The following is an 18,899-nucleotide window of genomic DNA, read 5'->3' on the forward strand; positions in this document are numbered from 1 at the left end:
AGATCAGGGCGTGGGCGTCACCCGCAGCACCTTGTCGCCGGCGCCGTTGTCGGTGGTCACCAGGAGCGAGCCGTCGGGCGTCGGGGTCACCGACCGCAAGCGACCGAACTGGTTCTCCAACCCGAAGGTCTGCGCGTCGACCGAGCGTCCGTCGGCATTCAGGCGGAGGAAGATCAGTTCCTTGCTCTTGAGGCCACCCATTACGAGCGCACCGTCCCAGGCACCCCATGCAGCTCCACCGGTGAAGGCAGCGCTGGCGGTAGCCAACGTCGAGCTACCCGAACGCCACACCGCCGCAATTGCTCCCGGCACTCGCACCGGGTCGGTCATCGGCACGGATTCGTCGTACGTTCCGGGAAGCCGATCCGGGCGGTAGCCGTAATTTCCGCCGGGGGTAAGCAGGTTGACTTCGTCGTCGACGCTTGTGCCCTGTTCAACCGAGTACACCCGGCCGGTTCCGGGTTGCACGGCCAAGCCTTGGACGTTGCGGTGCCCGAGCGTGTAGACCGGGCTGGAAGCATTCGGATTCCCCGCCGCCGGAGTTCCGTCGGCGTTGATGTGCAAGACCTTGCCGCCCAGCGAATTCGGATCCTGGGGGACGCTCGGCGTCGCGGTGTCACCCGTCCGACGAACAGCGTTCCGTCCTGCGCCGCAAGAATTCGGCAACCCCCGTGACGCCCGGACGAGACCGGGATTCCTGGCAGTACAGTTCCGGTTCGCGTGAGTGCGGTCCATCCGGCGTCGACGGTCCACGCGATCACTCGAACGTCCGTGACTCCCCCAGCACTGAATCCTTGGCAGGTGTACAGGGTGCGCGACTGAGCGAAGTCGCGAGCAAGCGCGATGCCCATGAGCCCGGTTTCGGACTGCGCGTAGAGATCCGAAAGGTCAGCAGCGACTGGACCTGTCGTGTTGTCGCCTCGGCGAACGAAGAATCCGCCGGATCGTTGTCCGGTCAGGATTGCACCGTCCGGGGCCGCCACTACGTCCCAGGGGTGGTCGAGTCCGTCGACCAGTGTGGTGACCGACAACTGCGGGAGGGTGTCCTCGATGGGTATGTCCGGGTCGTCGCTCCCCAACGATCCGGTGCTTCCGTTGCCGAAACTGCCGGGGTCGAAGGGGAATGGTTGAGCCACGCTCTGCGTTACCGGCATCACCAGTACTGCAGTCAGGGCCACGGTCAATGCGGCGAGCTTCGGATGACGCACGCGTTCTCCTCGGGTCGGAAACCGTTCTGCGCCTCACTATAAACAGACAAACACCATTTTTCGGGCCCTCTCGCTATACCCGCAGGCCACAGGAGAAACGAAACCCCTTCAGAAGTCGGCAAACTCCGGCAAAGCGTTCGCCAGTGGGGATGCGTTACGTCTTGATGCAGATCGTGCCTTCCGCCAGCCAGGCACACTCCAGTCCAGGAGGTATTCGAGATCCGCTTCCACTCCCCTGTCCCGAAGTCCGAAACGTCGTTCCAGCGCATCGTCGTCCGTCAAATGCAGTCTCGCCGCGTCGGGCACTCTCAGTTCGGGGTCACAGTGTGGGCCTACGGGCGCGGTAACCGTTCGTCGTCCTGACGGATCTTTCCACTCCAGAAGACCACCTCCGATTTGCTTCACTGTCCACCTGCCAAACGTCTTCAGTCGGTGATGTTTTCGACACAGACAGGCCAAGTTCCGTTCTGCAGTAGGCCCTCCCTGAGCGGGGTTGCCGTGATCGAACGGCACCGTGTGATCGATATCGCAACTATCAGAACGCACAACACAATTCGGAAAGCGGCACGTACCGTCTCGCGTCCTAACAATCGTCGCCAACGCCGCGGACGGCTGGTACGTGGATTCACCGCGCCGCGAACCACTGTTCCTTCTCGAGCGATTATCCCTTGCCGCAGCGGGCAATATCTCCGGTGAGCGCATCGACCGACCCACGCCGAGCACCGGTCCGACTGCCCCCGCAGTCGAACAATGTTGCACCTCGGACGGTGCAAGGGTGAGGACTCTCTGCCACGTGGCGTCCGCGGCGATCGCGCGCGCAAGGTCGGCATCGATGTGGCCGTACCCCTGCAAATAGCCTGGCAGGTCGTCGAATCCGAGCAGGGTGGAAGCGTTGACACCCACAAGAATTGTCGCAATCGGGAGCGCGGAGGTCTTCGTATCATCCCTACGGGTGCAATCGCCGTCGCACTGACAATCCAACGACGTCTTTCCTTCCGCCAATGCGATCAGTGCATCGGCACGCCGTTGCCCGAAAGTTCTCGGATCGGAACCACAGACCTGCATCGACATCGCACGGAGCCTGGTGGCCAAAGTCTGAGCGCCGACCGCTGGAAGCATTCCGTCCAGAGTCGACATACCGTCGTGCGACGCGCACGTCCGAACGTCCCGATCCGCCTCCGCACGAACTCGCCTGGCACGCACCCCATCAGGGTCGTGCCGAGCAATGAGACCTCGTGCGCGCGCCTTCAACTTGTTACCGGTTACACGGCAGGCACCGTCCACGAGGAGTCGCTCGATGTCATCGAGCGCGTGCTCGGAAACGTTGGCGAGAGCTTCGGACAGTGCCATCGCTTTGGCCAGATCGATGTCACCGCAAGCAAAAGCGGCCGCCACCCGGGGAAGTCGCCAGCGCAGGTCACATCCCAGTGCAATCATTTTCTGCGCGGCGTACTCCGTAATGCTCAGTATCGACGCGATCTCCACGTGCGCGAATTGACCCCGAAAAGCCTCATTGACTCCAACCGCGGCATCCTCCTCACAACGGTCCAAGTACAGCGCAGTGACCGCGTCGATCTCGAGGAAGTGGGCGCGCGCGATTTCCACATGCTGCCGAAACAGCGCGTCCGCGGAAGTCTTCGATTCGAACATATGAGCGATTCTACGGGCGCCCACCGACAAGTTTTTGCGAAATCCCGGGATATTCACCGATACCTTTTGCGCTCCGATGTCACTACGTTCAATCGCATGACTCAGCATCCGACACGAGATCAACCGTACTTCGGCATAGCGATATTCGAGTTGGGGAAGAATGACGGGGTCGGGTGCTTCTACCGAGAGGACTGTTATCTCATCTGGGCTGGCGACCCCGCTGAGGCGCAGTCAAAATTCGAGCGCAAGGCCGGCGAGCAGGAGTATCCGCTCGGCGCGAGCGATGACCAGTCCTATGTAAAACTCGCGCATCTCGTGGATCTTGCGCCGGTGTCGGACGCTGTCCATACTGGCACCGCAGATCTCTACTCTCGACACTTCTCAAATATTGCCGCCTACAGAACTTTTGAGACACTTCTAGGGGGAGACAGCATCCTCTGACAAGCGCCCACTTCACGCCCGCTGCGCGCACAACAGCGCAAAGCGCTGATCCTGATCCGTCCACACCTTCCGCACCCCGAAGCCCGCGGACGCGAGTTCCGCGGCAATCCCCTCCTCGGTGAACTTCGCCGAGATCTCGGTGCGCAGCTGCTCGCCCGCTGCGAAGGTGATCTCCAGATCCAGGTCGTCGATGTGCACCGAGACTTCACGAAGTGCTTCCAGGCGCATCTCGATCCACTCGTTCTCGGCATCCCAGAGCGCGACGTGACGGAAGTCCTCCAAGGGAAAGTTCGCTCCCAGTTGCTTGTTCAGGACCGAGAGAACATTGAGATTGAACTGAGCAGTCACACCGGCAGCGTCGTCGTAGGCGGGCACGAGGACTGCGGGATCGATCACCAATCCCACGCCCAGGATCAGGTTCTCACCGGGATCGAGCACCGCGCCAATGCCCGAGAGGAACTCGGCGCGTTCTGCCGGAATGAGATTGCCGAGAGTTCCACCGAGAAAAGCGACCGCGCGCCGTCCACCCCCGGGTAGATGATGCAGCGAACCGGTGAAGTCACTGACCACCCCTACCACGTCGATTCCGGGAAACTCGGCACCGACTTGCTGCGCCGCACCTTCGAGGGCCGTCACCGAAACATCCTGTGGTACATACGTTCGCAGAGTTCCGCGAGCCGTCATCGCGTCGAGGAGCAACCGCGTCTTCTCAGAGGAACCTGAACCCAGTTCGATCAGGATCTCGGGTTCGGTCAACGCCGCGATCTCGTCGGCGTACCGAGCGAGCAGGCCGCGTTCGGTACGGGTGGGGTAATACTCGGGTAAGGCCGTGATCTCCTCGAACAGTTCACTTCCACGCGCGTCGTAGAACCATTTGGGCGAGAGCCACTTCGGCGTAGCGGTCAAGCCCTCCCTGGCCTCGGCTCGCAATGCGTCGACCGATTCGGCCGGTGTCAGATAAACCTCGAGCGTAGGGGTTTTCATTGTTCTCCCATCGGTATCGGGGTGATGATCAAATGGCCGGGACGCGCGCAGACGATGTGCCGGTCCGGCACCTGCTCCCAGTCCGGCGAACCATCGGACGGTTCGGAAACGATCAGTGCCCGCGACTCGTCGACCCGCGTGTACAACGTGTGGCCCCACGCCGTGGCCCACAGTTCCTGCCCGTCGCCGAACAGGAGGTTCAATCGTGAATCCGGTGCCGCCGCAGCCACATCGTGAACCAGGCTCGTCACGGCGGCTTCCGCGGGCTTCGACTTCAACCGATGCCGAAGCACTGTCCACAACAAGGCAGCATCCGTCGGCGCGGGCATCTTCAGCAATTCGACGGCCGGAACTTCTGCTGCCAAGTCGGCGAGTGAGCCAGGCCAACCGGATACCGCTCCGTTGTGGCTGAAAGCGTAGGTTCCGTCGACGAACGGTGCGCAGGCGCCGATCTCGACGGCCATCCCCTCCGTCGCGGAACGTACGGCGGCGAGAACGGATCCGGAAATGATGTGGGACAACGTCTCGTCGACTGTCGGGTCCGACCAGATCGGCGAGATACTGCGGTACCGTCCCTGCCTTCCACCGTTCCACCACACCGCGCCGAATCCGTCGGCATTGATGGTCCCGCCGCCACGCATCTCGCGAGGTGCCCACGACTGTCGCATCAGTGAGTTCTCGCCGTCGTGGAGGAGTTCACGAACCGAACGCGGCGGCCCGAGATACCCGAGGTGCCGACACATGTCAGGATCTACCCGAAATCGTTCTGGCGCAGCGAAAACCCGAGAAGATCTGGCGCCTGATCGGGTGGTCCCAGTTGCGGAACGTCCCCCGGCAGGCAACGCTGTCGGTCCCGAACGATCCCCCTCGCAACACTTTGTAGTCGCCGCCGAAGAACACCTCCGAATACTCCCGATACGGGAAGGCCCGGAAACCCGGATACGGATGGAAACCCGAAGACGTCCACTCCCACACGTCACCGATCAACTGCTCGACACCCGCTGCCGACGCACCCGCCGGGTACGAGCCGACGCCGGCGGGACCGAGATGGCGCTGACCGAGATTGGCATGATTCTCGTCTGCGGACACGTCCCCCCACGGGAATCGTCGCGATCTTCCGGATTCCGGATCCCACCGCGCGGCCTTTTCCCATTCCGCCTCGGTGGGAAGCCGTTTGCCTGCCCAACTCGCGTAGGCCTCGGCTTCGTAGAAGCTCACATGCACGACGGGCTTGTCCGGTGGGACCGGAGCCTCGACGCCGAAAGTCTCGTGCCACCAACCCGAACTGTCGCGTTCCCAGAACAGCGGTGCACGGAGTTTCGCGTCGACGCGATGCCGCCAACCGTCACGGGACCACAGTTCCGGTCGGGAATAGCCGCCGTCCTCGATGAATTCGACGAACTGCCCATTGGTGACCGGGAATCTGTCGATCGCGAAGTCGGTGAGATAGACCTGATGCGCAGTGCGCTCGTTGTCGAGTGCCCACGGTTCGTCGTCGGTCCCCATGACGAAGGGGCCGGCCGCGATGGTGACCTCGTCGAGTTCCGGCATGCGGGCCGCTTGCGGAGCGGGAGTCGCAACGAGTGCCGTGGGTCCCGAACGCAATTGGTGTGTTGCGAGCATGGTTTCGGCGTGTTGCTGCTCGTGCTGCGCGATCATCCCGAAGGCAAAACCGTCCATGTCGAGTTCTGTGCGCCCGAAGGTGCTGGCTTCGAGCACATCCCAGACCTTCCCGCGAACCGTACGTACGTATTCGCGCGCCTCGGCCGGGTTGAGCAGGGGAAGTGTGGGTCTCGACGATCTCGAATGCTTGAACGCGTCGTACAGCTCGTCTATGTCGCTACGCACCGGATCGCGGCCACCGACATCTCGCACCAGCCAGAGTTCCTCTTGATTGCCGATATGCGCCAGGTCCCACACGAGTGGACTCATCAACGGGGAATGCTGAGCGACCAATTCGGTATCGTCGACGCAGTCGGTGAGCAGCGTCGACCGTTCACGCGCTCGCAGAAGTACGGCCTCGACCGCTTCCTTGGTGATCTCCCCCGTCATGTGTCGCTCTCACCGGGCACGATTGCGCGACAACACCGTTCGGCAGCCGCGTCGAGAAGACGGACAAACTGCGGCTCCGGCGCGTACGACGCGGCAAGCGACATCAGAGAGGTTGCCGCCGAACGCAGTTCGACGTCGTCCAAACCGTACTCTGCCGCATCCCGCCATCTCCCGGCCGTCGACGCTGCGGCATCACTCGCCTCACGCATCACGGCAGGCCCGGACAGCAACGCGTCGATCGCTGCTACCGGTACTCGCCACAGATCCCCCGGCTGCGCATCGATGTAGCGAACCTCCAGATGGCCGACAGCGCGAACCGGCGGGAACAGCGTGGACAGGTGATAGTCCAAGTCCGCCCAGACGGGTCGGCGTCCGATCTCGGCATCCAAAGCGCCGTCTATCCAGTCCCCGAAAGTGGCACCCCGCGGAGCCGTCCAATCGTCGCCCTCGTTTCGCACACACATCAGCGGAACATCGAGCGCCCAGCCGGCGTAGTCCTGCACTTCCGGGACTGCGACCGTTCGCCAGGAATCGAGTTCGAGCCACGTCCGCATGCGTTGGGACGCCCAATCCCCTCTCGGAACCCCTTGCAAGCGTGGAGAACACGCAAACGCAGCGATGAGCGCCGGCCCCATGTCCCCGAGGAGCCGCCAACGCTGGGCAATGGACTCCGGGCTGCCGCCGGCATCGACACTGACCTGCACTGCTGCTGTATTGCACATCATCAAGGTGCCATACGGTCCTATCCCGGCGAAGCGGGATTCCATTGCGCAATAACGTGGCAACCGGAGAATCCGGGAAGGTGGGCGGGCGACGTCGGCCGCGGCAGAACTGATTTCGATGGAGTACGACGCGAGGAGTGTTTCGAGAGTACGACGGTCTTCGTCGAGACAGTCACACAGTTCTCGGGCGGACGTCCGCGGCGCTGACGAGAGTTCGATCTGTCCGCCAGGTTCTACGGTGACGAGGCTGCCACGAGGAAGCGGAACCGCTGGTGAATCCGGGTCGATACTGGTGGGCGCGTATCGCCCGAGTGCCTTTGCCAGAGTCGCTGCTGACGGCCGCTCCCCACCGGGAACCTGGCTGGTCAGCCATTCGAGCTCAGCTCCGACCAAACGGGGTGGCCCCTGTTTGAAGCACACACCACCGACGTAGGCCTCGGCCGCAGGACGTGAATCCACCTGCGTGGTCTGTGCTGCTGTCAACGCTGCTGTCACCATTCGACTTCCCCTTCGGGCGGTCTTCGCGGTCGCTACCGACGATAGAACGCCAACGTCCGAGATGCACCCTTTGTGGTGTTACGTGTCGTTGAATTTCTTCAGTCGTATCCACCGGTACCCACAACCGGCCAGAACCACACCTGCGCCGGAAACAACCGCGATCCACGGAAGTGTGACCACCAGAACGACACAACCAGCCGCGCCGACCGCTTGCAGCCACTTCGGATACATCCGGTCCACACCGCGTTGGCTGTACGCACTCACGTTCGCGACGAAGTAGTAGAGCAGCACTCCGAACGACGAAAAGCCGATCACCCCACGAAGATCGGTTGTCGAGACCAAGGCGATCACAACGGCACCGACCACAAGTTCCGCATGGTGAGGGACCCCGAACCGTGGATGGACTGCAGCGAGGGCCACTGGCAGATCGCGCTCGCGGGCCATCGCCATCGCCGTACGACTCACGCCGGCGATCAGAGCCAGCAGCGCCCCCGCCGACGCCGCCGCGGCACCGATCACCACTACGGGAACGGCCCAACTCCACCCGACTGCGCCCACCGCATCTGCCAGTGGTCGCGCCGAATTCGCCAGCCGATCAGGTCCCAGCGTCACCAACAGCACCACCGCTACCAGCGCATAGAGGATGACGGCGACGGTGAGTGCGATCAGGATCGCCCGCGGAATCGTTCGACGCGGATCACGCACTTCCTCCCCCAGCGTCGCGATCCTGGCGTACCCGGCGAAGGCAAAGAACAGCAGTCCCGCCGATTGCAGAATTCCGTACCACGACCCGAATGCGAGATCCGGGAACTCGCGCACCGCACCAGGACCGACGACGGCAACCACCAGCGCTACACACAGCGCCGTCGTCGACACGGCGACGATCACCCTGGCCATGTGCGCCGTCCGCGTGACTCCGCGGTAGTTGACTGCAACCAGCGCTGCCACCACCAATACCGCGACGGGGACACGCCAGGCCGTAGGCGCAACATACGTCGCGAAAGTCAGAGCCATTGCCGCGCAGCTCGCGGTCTTCCCGATCACGAACGACCAGCCGGCGGCAAACCCCCACCAGGGTCCGAGCTGCTCACGTCCGTAGACGTAGGTCCCACCTGAAGTGGGGTATCTGGCCGCAAGCTGCGCCGACGACGTCGCGTTGCAGAATGCGATGAACGCTGCAATCGCCAGGCCCACAAGCAACCCGGTACCGGCTACTGCGGCAGCGGGCGCGAACACCACGAAGACTCCGGCGCCGATCATCGCGCCGAGGCCGATCACCACGGCATCGGCCGTGCCCAGTCTTCGCTCCATCGGGACAGCTTCGTTCACAGGTAGTTTGAACCACACCGACATGAACGGAAGGTGCCATGTTCGATCTCGACACGATCCGCCGCGACACTCCCGGATGCCTTGACAAGGTGTTCCTCGACAGCGCGGGATCCTCGCTCCCGCCCGAGCCGGTGCCGGCCACGATGATCGAGCACCTGCGACGTGAAGCCGACGTCGGCGGATACGTCGCAGCTGCTCGTCAGAGCGGCGCCCTCGCTGCTGTTCCCCATTCGCTGGCCCGGGTCATCGGTGCTCAGGCAACCGATATCGCTTTGACGGACAGCGCGACCCGCGCGTGGAACGACTTCCTCGCTGCCGTTCCGCTCGGACCCGGTGATCGAATTCTCATCAGCGGAGTCGAATACGCGAGCAACGCCATCGCTGCACTGGGGCGGGCGCGTTCGACCGGTGCCCACGTCGAGATCATCCCGAGCGATCAGTACGGACGCATCGACCTCGACGCACTCGAGAACATGCTCGACGATCGTGTTCGCGTCGTCTCCGTCGTCCACGTCCCCACCAACGGCGGCCTGATCAACCCCGTCCGCGAGGTCGTCGAACTCGCGAGGGCCCACGGCTCGCTCGTTCTGCTCGACGCATGCCAGTCCGTCGGCCAATTGCCCATCGACGTCACCGAACTCGGCGTCGACGCCCTCAGCGCAACCGGCCGCAAGTGGCTCCGCGGGCCACGCGGAACCGGATTCCTGTACGTCCGCCCCGGACTCGTCGACGCACTCGAACCCGCTGCGATGGACCTGCACGGAGCGGAATGGACCGGCGAGAACAGCTTCGTACCCGCACCGGACGCAACACGATTCGAGCTCTGGGAAACGAGTGTCGCGGCGCGCCTGGGTCTCGGCGTCGCCGCCGACTATCTGCTCTCGATCGGCACCGACACGGCGTGGGAGCAGATCGAATCCCGAGCAGTCACGCTGAGGGAAGGTCTGGCAGCGATTTCCGGAGTCGAAGTCCGCGATCGAGGAACCCATCTGAGCGGCATCGTTTCCTTCACCGTCGACGGTATTTCCGAGCACCTGGTTCGGGATCAGCTTGCAGCACAGAACATCACCGTCACCGTCAGTGGTCGCGGGTCCACCCTCCTCGACATGGATGCCCGCGGGCTCGATGCCGTGGTTCGCGCATCGCCGCACTACTTCGTCGACGAAGCCGACCTGGACACATTTCTGGGCGCGGTGAGGAGTTTGCAAACCTCCCGTTGACCGGGACCATGCCTGATCTGCGGAAGTCGAAACTGCAACTGTGGGGTGATCAGCAGTTTCGCCTTCCGAGAGGACTATTCGCATGGCCGACCCCACCGTCAGACCGATCTCCGCTGCCGACATCACCACCTGGGACTACGAGGCCGACGTCGTCGTCGCGGGATACGGCATCGCCGGCGTCACCGCTGCGATCGAAGCAGCTCGTGCCGGCGCCGAGGTGCTCGTCCTGGAGCGGACGGGCGGTTGGGGCGGAGCCGCGTCACTGGCTGGTGGATTCATCTACCTGGGCGGTGGAACGCCGTTGCAGAAGGCGTGCGGGTTCGAGGACTCGGTCGAGAACATGAAGACGTTCATGAAGGCAGCGCTCGGCCCCGGAACCGACGATACGAAGATCGACGCGTACTGCGAGGGCAGCGTCGATCACTACAACTGGCTCGTCGACGCCGGGGTCCCGTTCAAGGAATCGTTCTGGGGTCAGCCCGGCTGGGAACCGCCGTACGACGACGGCCTCATGTACTCGGGAGGCGAGAACGCCGCGCCGTTCAACACCCTCGTCGATCCCGCGCCCCGCGGACACGTTCCGCAGATGTCCGAGAAGAACACCGGCGAGAAGGGCGGCGGCTACATGCTGATGAAGCCACTCGTCGAGACGGCCGAGAAGCTCGGTGTCCGAGCAGAATACGATCTGCGCGTCCAAACTCTGGTGGTAGACGGCGATCGGGTTGTCGGCGTCGTCGCCAAGCGTTACGGCAAGGACGTCGCGATTCGCGCACGCAAGGGCGTCGTGCTGGCGATGGGCAGCTTCGCGTACAACAACGAGATGGTGCGCTCGAACGCACCGCGTATCTTCGGCCACCCGGCGGCCTCCATCGAGGCGCACGACGGCCGCGCAATCCAGATCGGTCAGGCACTCGGCGCCGACACCGCACACATGGACGCCACCGAGGTCGCGTTCTTCTGCGACCCACAGTTGATGGTGCGCGGCATTCTTGTCAACGGCCGCGGTCAGCGATACATCCCCGAGGACACCTACCCCGGCCGCATCGGCCAGGCAACGCTGTTCCAGCAGGACAACCAGGCATTCCTCGTGATCGACGAAGCTGCGTACGAGGAAGGCATGAATGCCGAATCGTCCAGTGCACAGTTGCGGGCGCAGCCGAGCTGGGTGGCGGAGACCGTCGAGGAACTCGAAGGCGAGATGGGATTGCCCGCCGGATCGCTGCAATCCACCGTCGACCTCTACAACCGGCACGCGGCTGAAGGTTCGGATCCGGTGCTCGGCAAGAAGTCCGAGTGGGTGAAGCCGATCGTCGGCCCGTTCGCGGCAATCGATCTCCGTGGCCGCACAGGCGGATTCACGCTGGGAGGATTGAAGACCACCGTCGATTCCGAGGTTCTGCACGTCTCGGGTGCGCCGATCCCCGGACTTTTCGCAGCGGGTCGCTGCACGTCCGGTGTCTGTGCGGGCGGTTACGCCAGCGGGACAAGTCTCGGCGACGGCAGCTTCTTCGGACGTCGTGCCGGAATCAGCGCGGCGCGCTAGATCACCACAACTCGCACGCCCTCGGCAAAGCGGTACGGCTGAGTCTGCAGGACTGCGCCGAGGTGTTTCCTCAGTCTGGACACCTCGGCGCGCACTGCCACGACATGCTCGCGATCACCGAAGAGCACTTCGCTCAGGCCTGCGGCATCCACACCTGCCGAACCGACGGCTGCCAGTGCCCGCAAGATCTGGGCGTGACGCGGCGAAAGCGCGCGCGTCCAGTTGGCGTCACCACGCACCGTCACCTGCGGCGATGCGCCGAGGGCCAGCTCCAGCTCGATCAACGGCCCGCCGACGCCGGTGCGCAACAGCCAGCCGTCTCCGAGCGGCTCAGGCAGACACATCCCCAGACCTGGCACGATGACGGGCTTTCCCGCACTGGGTGCTGCCACACGGTCGGGCGCGGCAATCCCGCTGGCGCCGGCTACCCAGCCGAACTCGTCGACCACCAATGCCGGACCTGTGCCTGCCGCGAACAACGGCGCCGCGCGCGAGCGCAGGCGCTCGAGCGAAGCTGCGTGCTCGCGCCACAGCGTCGCCTCCGCGAGGCGAACCGCGGTGCGCACCAGCGCGACGGTGGTGGGATGAACCGAAGCTGCGGATCCACTGATGTCCACCACGCCCAGGATCTCGCCCGTCCGTGGGTCGTGCACGGGCGAGCCGGTACACGACCAATTGTGATGCGTGGGCGCATAGTGCTCGGCCGAGAAGAGTTGCACCGCAGAGTCTTCGATCAGCGCGGTACCTATCGCGTTGGTCCCCACCGACTGCTCCGACCAGCGTGCGCCTTCCGCGAACCCGAGAGCGTCCGCCGCACGTTTGACGGTCTTCGCCCCTTCGCGCCAGAGCAGGACACCGTCGGCGTCGGCAACGACCACGATGAAGCCCGCGTCCTCGGCGACCTCGGTGAGCGTGGTTCGCAGTTCGGGCAGAACGCTTCGCAGCGCGGTACGCGAACGCCTCGCCTCCAACTCGGAGAAATCGGCAACAGTAGACGCACCGCAGTGATCCGGCGTGAGCCCGCCGGCGGCCACCCTCGACCACGACCGCGCCACGACGGTCCGCGGCTGCGCCGGTGGTTCCTGCCCGGAGAGAACTGCGTCGTGCACCCGACTGAGTAGGCGAGCATGCTGCGACAGGTCGGTACCCGGCACGACGGCACCGAGCCGACTGCCTTCGGGAGCGTTCCCCACGGTGGTCACTCCGTCAGGCTACCGCTTTCGATGTGACGCGAACCACGTCCACACGGCCAGGTCCCCACCACCTGCGATTAGCGGCCGGGAGCAAACTCCGGTAACGTATCCAAAGTTGTCTCGGCGAGGGTGAATCGCAGCAGTTCCACACGTTGCAGGTTTACCGTGATCGACGCGGCTACGGCTCAGCTCGAGCGTTTCGCTCCTGGCCGTGTGCGCGCCTGTCCGCCTTGCCGCAGGCAAAACCACACGTCAGTAAACCGAGCACGAACCCCGTGAGTTGTAGGAGCCGTTTCATCATGTCTGAAGAAAACAACCTCGTCGCCGTCGTCCGCACCGAATTCGGCAAGGGCGCAGCTCGCCGCGCACGTCGTGACGGCCAGGTCCCCACGGTTCTGTACGGCCACGGTGAAGATCCCCGCCACCTCAACGTGCCGGCTCGCGACTTCGCCGCCATCCTCCGTGCACACGGCACCAACGCCATCCTCACCCTCGACATCGAGGGCACGGAGCAGGTTGCACTGACCAAGTCGGTCGTCGTGCACCCCATCCGCAACTACATCGAGCACGCCGACCTCCTCGTCATCAAGAAGGGCGAGAAGGTCACGATCGACGTGAACGTCATCGTCGTCGGCGATGCTGCTGCAGGCACGATGGTCGCGCAGGACGCATCCACGATCTCCATCGAGGCCGACGCGCTTCACATCCCCGAGCAGATCGAGGTTTCGGTCGAGGGTCTCGAGATCGGCACCCAGATCCTGGCCAGCCAGCTCGAACTGCCCAAGGGCTCGACCCTGCAGGCTGACGCCGACACCCTGATCGTCAACGTCGTTGCTGCACCCACCGAGGCAGACCTCGAAGAGGGCGCAGAAGCTCCCGCCGCCGACGAGGCTGCAGAAGAGGCCTGATCCTCTCGGTTCCAACAGAACTCACTGCGCGCGGCGCGTCATTCCGATTCGGAGTGACGCGCCGTTCGTGCGTAGCAGGAAAAATCAAGCCAGAAAGTAGCGTCCGTTGAGCACAGATACCGCCCTCGTCATCGGCCTGGGTAATCCCGGCCCCCAGTACGAGAAGACCCGGCACAACGTCGGCTTCATGGTCGCCGGCACCCTTGCCGGGCGCATGGGCGGAAAGTTCAACGTACACAAGAAGAGTGGTGCCGAAATCGTCGAAGGTCGCCTCGCCGGCCGACGCGTGATTCTCGGAAAACCACGCTCGTACATGAATCTCTCGGGTGGCGCTGTCGCCGGTCTCGCGCGGTTCTTCTCGGTCGACGCCGCGAACATCATCGTCGTCCACGACGAACTGGATCTCGATTTCGGGACGATCAGACTCAAACTCGGCGGCGGCGAAGGCGGCCACAACGGCCTGCGGTCCATTTCGAGTTCGTTGACCACCAAGGACTACCTGCGCACGCGCGTCGGGATCGGTCGTCCGCCGGGCCGCATGGACCCGGCGGACTACGTTCTCAAGCCGTTCTCGTCCACGGAGCGAAAAGAACTCGATCTCGTATGCGAAGAGGCTGCGGATGCAGTGGAGCTACTGCTCGAACTCGGGTTGGAAGCCGCACAGAACCGCCTGCACTGACGGTCAGTTACCCAGCAGTGCAGCCGAATTGGCGCGGCGGAGCTTCCCCGACGACGTCTTCGGGATACTGCCGGGACCCAGGACCGCAACGGTGCGAGGTCGGACACCGACGTCGGCAACCACGGCGTGGACCACTTCGCGTTCGATACGCTTGACCTCTTCCGGATCTTCGAAAGCGTTGGTCTCGACGGCGACTGCAAAGCTCTCACGCTTCTGGCCGGCGTCGAGACGAATCGCGACGGCATTTCCGGGACGCACACCGGCAACGGTTCCGGCCGCCCGCTCGATGTCTGTGGGGTACACGTTCCGGCCGCCCATGATGATGACGTCCTTGACTCGCCCGCACACCACGACCAGTCCTTCCTCGGTGAAGTACCCGACGTCACCGGTGTCGAGCCAACCGTCGGCGTCCTGGGCCGGCTTGTGTCCGTCGACCGTGACGTACCCGGGGGTGACTGCCTTGCCGCGAACCTCGATGATTCCGACACCGCGGGCCGGAAGCACCTGACCGTCACGGTCGACGATGCGTCCCTCGAGGTCAGGCACCATCTTGCCGAGTGTGGCGAGGGCACGAGCGTTGGGGCGATTGGACGGCACCGCTCGAGACATCGACTCGAGAAAGTCTGGATCGACGTAGTCGAGGACCTGACCTTGATCGGGATCCGGAATCGACACGGCGAGCGTGGTTTCCGCCATTCCGTACACGGGCGCCAGCGCAGTCGGGTTCAAACCGAAACGCGCACCTGCCTCGGCGAGTGCATCCATCGTGTCGGGATCCACCGGCTCGGCGCCGTTCCACATGTATCGGACGCTGGACAGGTCGACTGCCCCGTCTTCCGCCTGTGCGAGTCGACGAGCCAAGAGCGAGTACGCGAAGTTCGGTGCGGCGGTGACGGTTCCGCCGTACTTGCCCATCAGTTCGGCCCACAGCACCGGGGTGCGCAGGAAATCCATCGGCGTGATGCTGATGACCTCTGCGCCCACCTGCATCGGAACCGTGAGAAAACCGACCATGCCCATGTCGTGGAAGAGCGGAAGCCAGCTCACCATCACGTCGTCTTCGATGGAGAACTTGATGCGGTTGATCATGGCGTAGGCATTTGTGTAGAAGTTCTCGTGCGTGATCTGCACGGCCTTGGGCGAACCGGTGGAACCGGACGTCAACTGCTGGAGTGCGATATCCGATTCGGCCGTCTCCACGGGATCGATCGACGTTCCGCTGCGAAGCTCGTCCACCGTCACGACGGTGATGCCACGCTCTTCGAGGAGCGGCTTGGCCGCGTCGAAGGGCGCACCAAGAATGACGGCTTTCGCGGAGATCATGTCGATCACAGTCTCGGTGTCCTGAGCCCAGACGCCCAGATCCGTTCGGGGGGTCGGCTGATGCAGCATCGTCACCGACGCACCGCGCATCCACGTCGCCTGGCAGGCAGGTGCGATGTCGACGGGCTGTCCGGCGAGAATGCCGATCGCGACGCCGCGATCGATACCGACCTCGGCCAGGCCGCCGGCCATGCGCCTAGCCTCCTGGTGGATGTCGCCCCAGGTCTGACGGAAAGCGTTGTCCGGCTCTCCCGTCACCAGGCCGCGGTCGGTGACTGCGGCGGTCGCATACATCTCTTCGGTGAACTTGCTCAACGCAACTCCTCGGTCAGTGTCACTCTTCGATCAGTGCAACTCTTCGCAGGACACAAATGGCTGTGTGTTCGAACACACACATACATGGATAATCAGCGATCGTTCGCCGAGTGTTACGCCGCAGTGGCTATTGCATCGTGGTCTGCGAGTATCCTTTCTCTGTTGTGCTGCCGCACTCTCCACCTGTCCGCGCACCGGCACGTCGCCGGCACCGACGCCCACTTCGAGAGGTTCTTCGTTGACTACCCCGTCCGACTCGACCGTCCCTTCCGACTCGACTGTCCAGTCCGACACCGAAGGCCCCGATTCAACCGAGAGCGGGTCGGTCGCGGTCACGACGACGACCAAGGGCCTGTCCGCCGAGGCAGAGCGTCGCCGCACCTTCGCCGTCATCTCGCATCCCGACGCCGGAAAGTCGACGCTGACCGAAGCGCTGGCACTGCACGCGAAGAAGATCTCGGAGGCAGGAGCCGTCCACGGCAAGGCAGGCCGCAAGTCGACGGTCTCGGACTGGATGGAGATGGAGAAGGCCCGCGGCATTTCCGTCAGTTCCACCGCACTGCAGTTCAACTACCACTCGTCCGAGACCCCGGACGAGCAGATCAACGTCATCAACCTCGTCGACACCCCCGGTCACTCCGACTTCTCCGAGGACACGTACCGCGTCCTGACCGCCGTCGACGCGGCGGTCATGCTCATCGACGCTGCCAAGGGCCTCGAACCGCAGACGCTCAAGCTGTTTCAGGTGTGTCGTCACCGCGGCATTCCGGTCATCACCGTCATCAACAAGTGGGACCGTCCCGGTCAGACTCCTCTCGAACTGCTCGACGAGATCAGCGAACGGATCGGCCTCACACCCACCCCCCTGTACTGGCCGGTCGGCATCGCCGGCGACTTCCGCGGACTGCTGCGGCGCGGTGAAGACGGTGAGGCTCGCGAGTACGTCCGCTTCACCCGTACCGCAGGCGGCGCGAAGATCGCCCCCGAAGAGGTCATGGACGCCGACGCGGCGCTCGCCAAGGAAGGCTCCGAGTGGGAGACCGCGGCCGAGGAGAGTGAACTGCTCTCCGCTACCGGCCAGGACCACGATCAGGAGATGTTCCTCGCCGGTCAGACTTCCCCGGTGATCTTCGCGTCCGCGATGCTCAACTTCGGCGTCCGCCAGATCCTCGACACCCTCGTCGAATTGGCGCCGCCGCCGCGTGGGCGCGAAGACCTCAGCGGCAAGCCGCGCGAGGTCACCGATCCGTTCAGTGCGGTCGTCTTCAAGGTGCAGGCCGGTATGGACACCGCGCACCGCGACCGTCTGGCGTTCATGCGCATCGTCTCCGGCGTGTTCGAGCGCGGCATGGTTGTCACACACGCCCAAACCGGCAAGCCCTTCACGACCAAGTACGCCCAGACGGTGTTCGGACGTGAACGTTCCACCGTCGAATCCGCGTTCCCCGGCGACGTCGTCGGCCTCGTCAACGCCACCGCACTCGCACCCGGCCACACGCTGTACACCGAGAAGAAGGTGGAGTTCCCGCCGATCCCGTCGTTCGCGCCGGAACACTTCTCGATCCTGCGCGCCGAAAGCGCCGGCAAGTACAAGCAGTTCCGCCGTGCTGTCGACCAACTCGATTCCGAGGGCGTCGTCCAGATTCTCCGCAACGACATCCGCGGCGACGCCTCCCCCGTCATGGCGGCCGTCGGCCCGATGCAGTTCGAGGTCGTCGCAGCACGCATGAAGGCCGAGTTCAACGTCGAGGCCAAGATGGAACCGCTCGGCTACGCATTGGCTCGCCGTACCGACGCCGCGTCCGAGGTCGAACTGAACCGTCAACGAGGTGTGGAGGTCTTCACCCGTTCCGACGGTGTTCTGCTCGCCCTGGTCAGTGACAAGTGGCGCCTGCAGTACATCCAGAAGGAACTCCCGGATCTGACGCTCGAACCCCTCGTCGCTGCTGCGGACTGATGAGCCTGATCGAGGCGCTGTTCGACGCCGAACTGCACATCGGCAGCGCCACGATTCTCTGGCGGGAGATCATCGGAAACGCGTTCGGAATCGGCTCCGCGATCGCGGGCGCGCGACGCTCGGTATGGGCGTGGCCCGTCGGTATAGCCGGAAATGCCTTGTTGTTCACGGTGTTCATGGGCGCACTTTTCCACACGCCGCAAGAGCTCAATCTCTACGGCCAGGCCGGCCGTCAGTTGTTGTTCATCACCGTCAGCGTCTACGGGTGGACTCAGTGGCGACGCGGGGCACGCGACTCCGGTCGCGCAGTCCTGCCCCATTGGGCGACAACTCGCGAGCGCGTCGCCATGATCGCCGTCATGACCAGCGGCACAATCGCTTTCGCCTGGATCTTCGACCTCCTCGGCTCGTACGGAGCGTGGGCGGAGGCCTGGATCTTCACCGGCTCCATCCTCGCGACATACGGCATGGCGCGCGGCTGGACCGAATTCTGGCTCATCTGGATCGGCGTCGACGCCGTTGGTGTTCCCCTTCTTTTCCGAGCCGGCTATTACCCTTCGGCGATCCTCTATCTGGTCTATGCATTCTTCGTCCTGTGGGGCTTCGCAATGTGGCTGCGCATTCAACGCCGAACTCCACAAGGGGTGTGACCGTAAACCAACTCCTGGTATGTTTGCGTCGATTAAGCAAACCGGCGGTCTGTTTACGGGCATCAGGAGCGAAACAATGGAAGACAAGAATTCTCACGGAATAGCGGGCCCCAACGGTTCCGGCAACGGATCGAGAGCCAATAGTTCCGCAAGTAATGGTTCTGCAAGCAATGGTTCTGCAAGCAATGGTTCTGGGAGCAACCTTTCCACGGGTAACGGTTCCAGCA

General features: G+C 63.8%; 15 protein-coding genes and 1 pseudogene. 7 read left to right on the plus strand and 9 right to left on the minus strand.

Going from position 1 to position 18,899, the window contains the following annotated elements:
• Positions 1–3: 3 nt before the first annotated feature.
• Together ATN38_RS03955 and ATN38_RS33345 are read right to left on the minus strand one after the other, a co-directional pair.
• Positions 4–1,208, minus strand: a pseudogene (locus ATN38_RS03955) (sorbosone dehydrogenase family protein).
• Between the two features lie 108 nt (positions 1,209–1,316).
• Positions 1,317–2,966: a DUF222 domain-containing protein gene (locus ATN38_RS33345; protein WP_374104614.1), complete on the minus strand. Its 1,650-nt coding sequence runs from the start codon at positions 2,964–2,966 to the stop codon at positions 1,317–1,319.
• Between ATN38_RS33345 and ATN38_RS33350 the strand changes: the two genes are divergently transcribed.
• Positions 2,955–3,299, plus strand: a complete 345-nt coding sequence (locus tag ATN38_RS33350; protein WP_046379990.1) for a DUF4288 domain-containing protein — start codon at positions 2,955–2,957, stop codon at positions 3,297–3,299. The genes ATN38_RS33345 and ATN38_RS33350 overlap by 12 nt on opposite strands.
• Positions 3,300–3,311: 12 nt before the next feature.
• Here ATN38_RS33350 and egtD read toward each other — a convergent pair whose 3' ends face one another.
• The 5 genes from egtD to ATN38_RS03990 form a co-directional block, all read right to left on the minus strand.
• The gene (gene egtD, locus ATN38_RS03970; RefSeq protein ID WP_218747608.1) at positions 3,312–4,283 is read right to left on the minus strand and encodes an L-histidine N(alpha)-methyltransferase; all 972 of its coding nucleotides are present in this window, start codon (positions 4,281–4,283) and stop codon (positions 3,312–3,314) included.
• Positions 4,280–5,026: an ergothioneine biosynthesis protein EgtC gene (gene egtC, locus ATN38_RS03975; protein WP_218747609.1), complete on the minus strand. Its 747-nt coding sequence runs from the start codon at positions 5,024–5,026 to the stop codon at positions 4,280–4,282. The genes egtD and egtC overlap by 4 nt, the downstream gene beginning before the upstream one ends.
• A gap of 1 nt (position 5,027) precedes the next feature.
• On the minus strand, positions 5,028–6,335 hold the full coding sequence (egtB, locus tag ATN38_RS03980; RefSeq protein ID WP_054782048.1) for an ergothioneine biosynthesis protein EgtB: 1,308 nt from the start codon (positions 6,333–6,335) through the stop codon (positions 5,028–5,030).
• The gene (gene egtA, locus ATN38_RS03985; protein ID WP_050654522.1) at positions 6,332–7,555 is read right to left on the minus strand and encodes an ergothioneine biosynthesis glutamate--cysteine ligase EgtA; all 1,224 of its coding nucleotides are present in this window, start codon (positions 7,553–7,555) and stop codon (positions 6,332–6,334) included. The genes egtB and egtA overlap by 4 nt, the downstream gene beginning before the upstream one ends.
• A gap of 78 nt (positions 7,556–7,633) precedes the next feature.
• The gene (locus ATN38_RS03990) at positions 7,634–8,908 is read right to left on the minus strand and encodes an APC family permease (protein ID WP_042448927.1); all 1,275 of its coding nucleotides are present in this window, start codon (positions 8,906–8,908) and stop codon (positions 7,634–7,636) included.
• Positions 8,909–8,922: 14 nt separating this feature from the next.
• Here ATN38_RS03990 and ATN38_RS03995 point away from each other — a divergent pair, with 14 nt between their 5' ends.
• Positions 8,923–10,104 carry an aminotransferase class V-fold PLP-dependent enzyme gene (locus ATN38_RS03995; RefSeq protein ID WP_050654520.1) on the plus strand — a complete coding sequence of 394 codons (1,182 nt, stop codon included), beginning with the start codon at positions 8,923–8,925 and terminating at the stop codon, positions 10,102–10,104.
• 82 nt (positions 10,105–10,186) lie between these two features.
• Positions 10,187–11,647, plus strand: coding sequence for an FAD-dependent oxidoreductase (locus ATN38_RS04000; protein ID WP_063316788.1), 1,461 nt, complete (start codon positions 10,187–10,189; stop codon positions 11,645–11,647).
• Here ATN38_RS04000 and ATN38_RS04005 read toward each other — a convergent pair.
• A complete protein-coding gene (locus ATN38_RS04005; protein WP_042448934.1) occupies positions 11,644–12,849 on the minus strand; it encodes a GAF domain-containing protein in 1,206 nt (401 codons plus the stop codon). The two genes, ATN38_RS04000 and ATN38_RS04005, sit on opposite strands and share 4 nt — an antisense overlap.
• 290 nt (positions 12,850–13,139) lie before the next feature.
• Between ATN38_RS04005 and ATN38_RS04010 the strand changes: the two genes are divergently transcribed.
• Positions 13,140–13,748 carry a 50S ribosomal protein L25/general stress protein Ctc gene (locus ATN38_RS04010; RefSeq protein WP_003946242.1) on the plus strand — a complete coding sequence of 203 codons (609 nt, stop codon included), beginning with the start codon at positions 13,140–13,142 and terminating at the stop codon, positions 13,746–13,748.
• 106 nt (positions 13,749–13,854) lie between these two features.
• Positions 13,855–14,427 carry an aminoacyl-tRNA hydrolase gene (gene pth / locus ATN38_RS04015; protein WP_003946229.1) on the plus strand — a complete coding sequence of 191 codons (573 nt, stop codon included), beginning with the start codon at positions 13,855–13,857 and terminating at the stop codon, positions 14,425–14,427.
• A 3-nt stretch (positions 14,428–14,430) separates the two neighbouring features.
• On the opposite strand, the gene ATN38_RS04020 is transcribed toward pth, so the two are convergent.
• Positions 14,431–16,065, minus strand: coding sequence for a fatty acyl-AMP ligase (locus ATN38_RS04020; protein ID WP_209909546.1), 1,635 nt, complete (start codon positions 16,063–16,065; stop codon positions 14,431–14,433).
• A gap of 352 nt (positions 16,066–16,417) precedes the next feature.
• Here ATN38_RS04020 and ATN38_RS04025 point away from each other — a divergent pair, with 352 nt between their 5' ends.
• A complete protein-coding gene (locus ATN38_RS04025; protein WP_135000451.1) occupies positions 16,418–18,022 on the plus strand; it encodes a peptide chain release factor 3 in 1,605 nt (534 codons plus the stop codon).
• Complete coding sequence (gene pnuC, locus ATN38_RS04030) at positions 18,022–18,672, plus strand: nicotinamide riboside transporter PnuC (protein WP_050654516.1); 651 nt, start codon at positions 18,022–18,024, stop codon at positions 18,670–18,672. Before ATN38_RS04025 ends, pnuC begins: the two co-directional genes overlap by 1 nt.
• Positions 18,673–18,899 lie beyond the last annotated feature (227 nt).

Origin of the sequence: Rhodococcus sp. FH8 (genome assembly GCF_019266085.1) — a bacterium.
In the GTDB taxonomy this organism is placed as follows: domain Bacteria; phylum Actinomycetota; class Actinomycetes; order Mycobacteriales; family Mycobacteriaceae; genus Rhodococcus_F; species Rhodococcus_F qingshengii.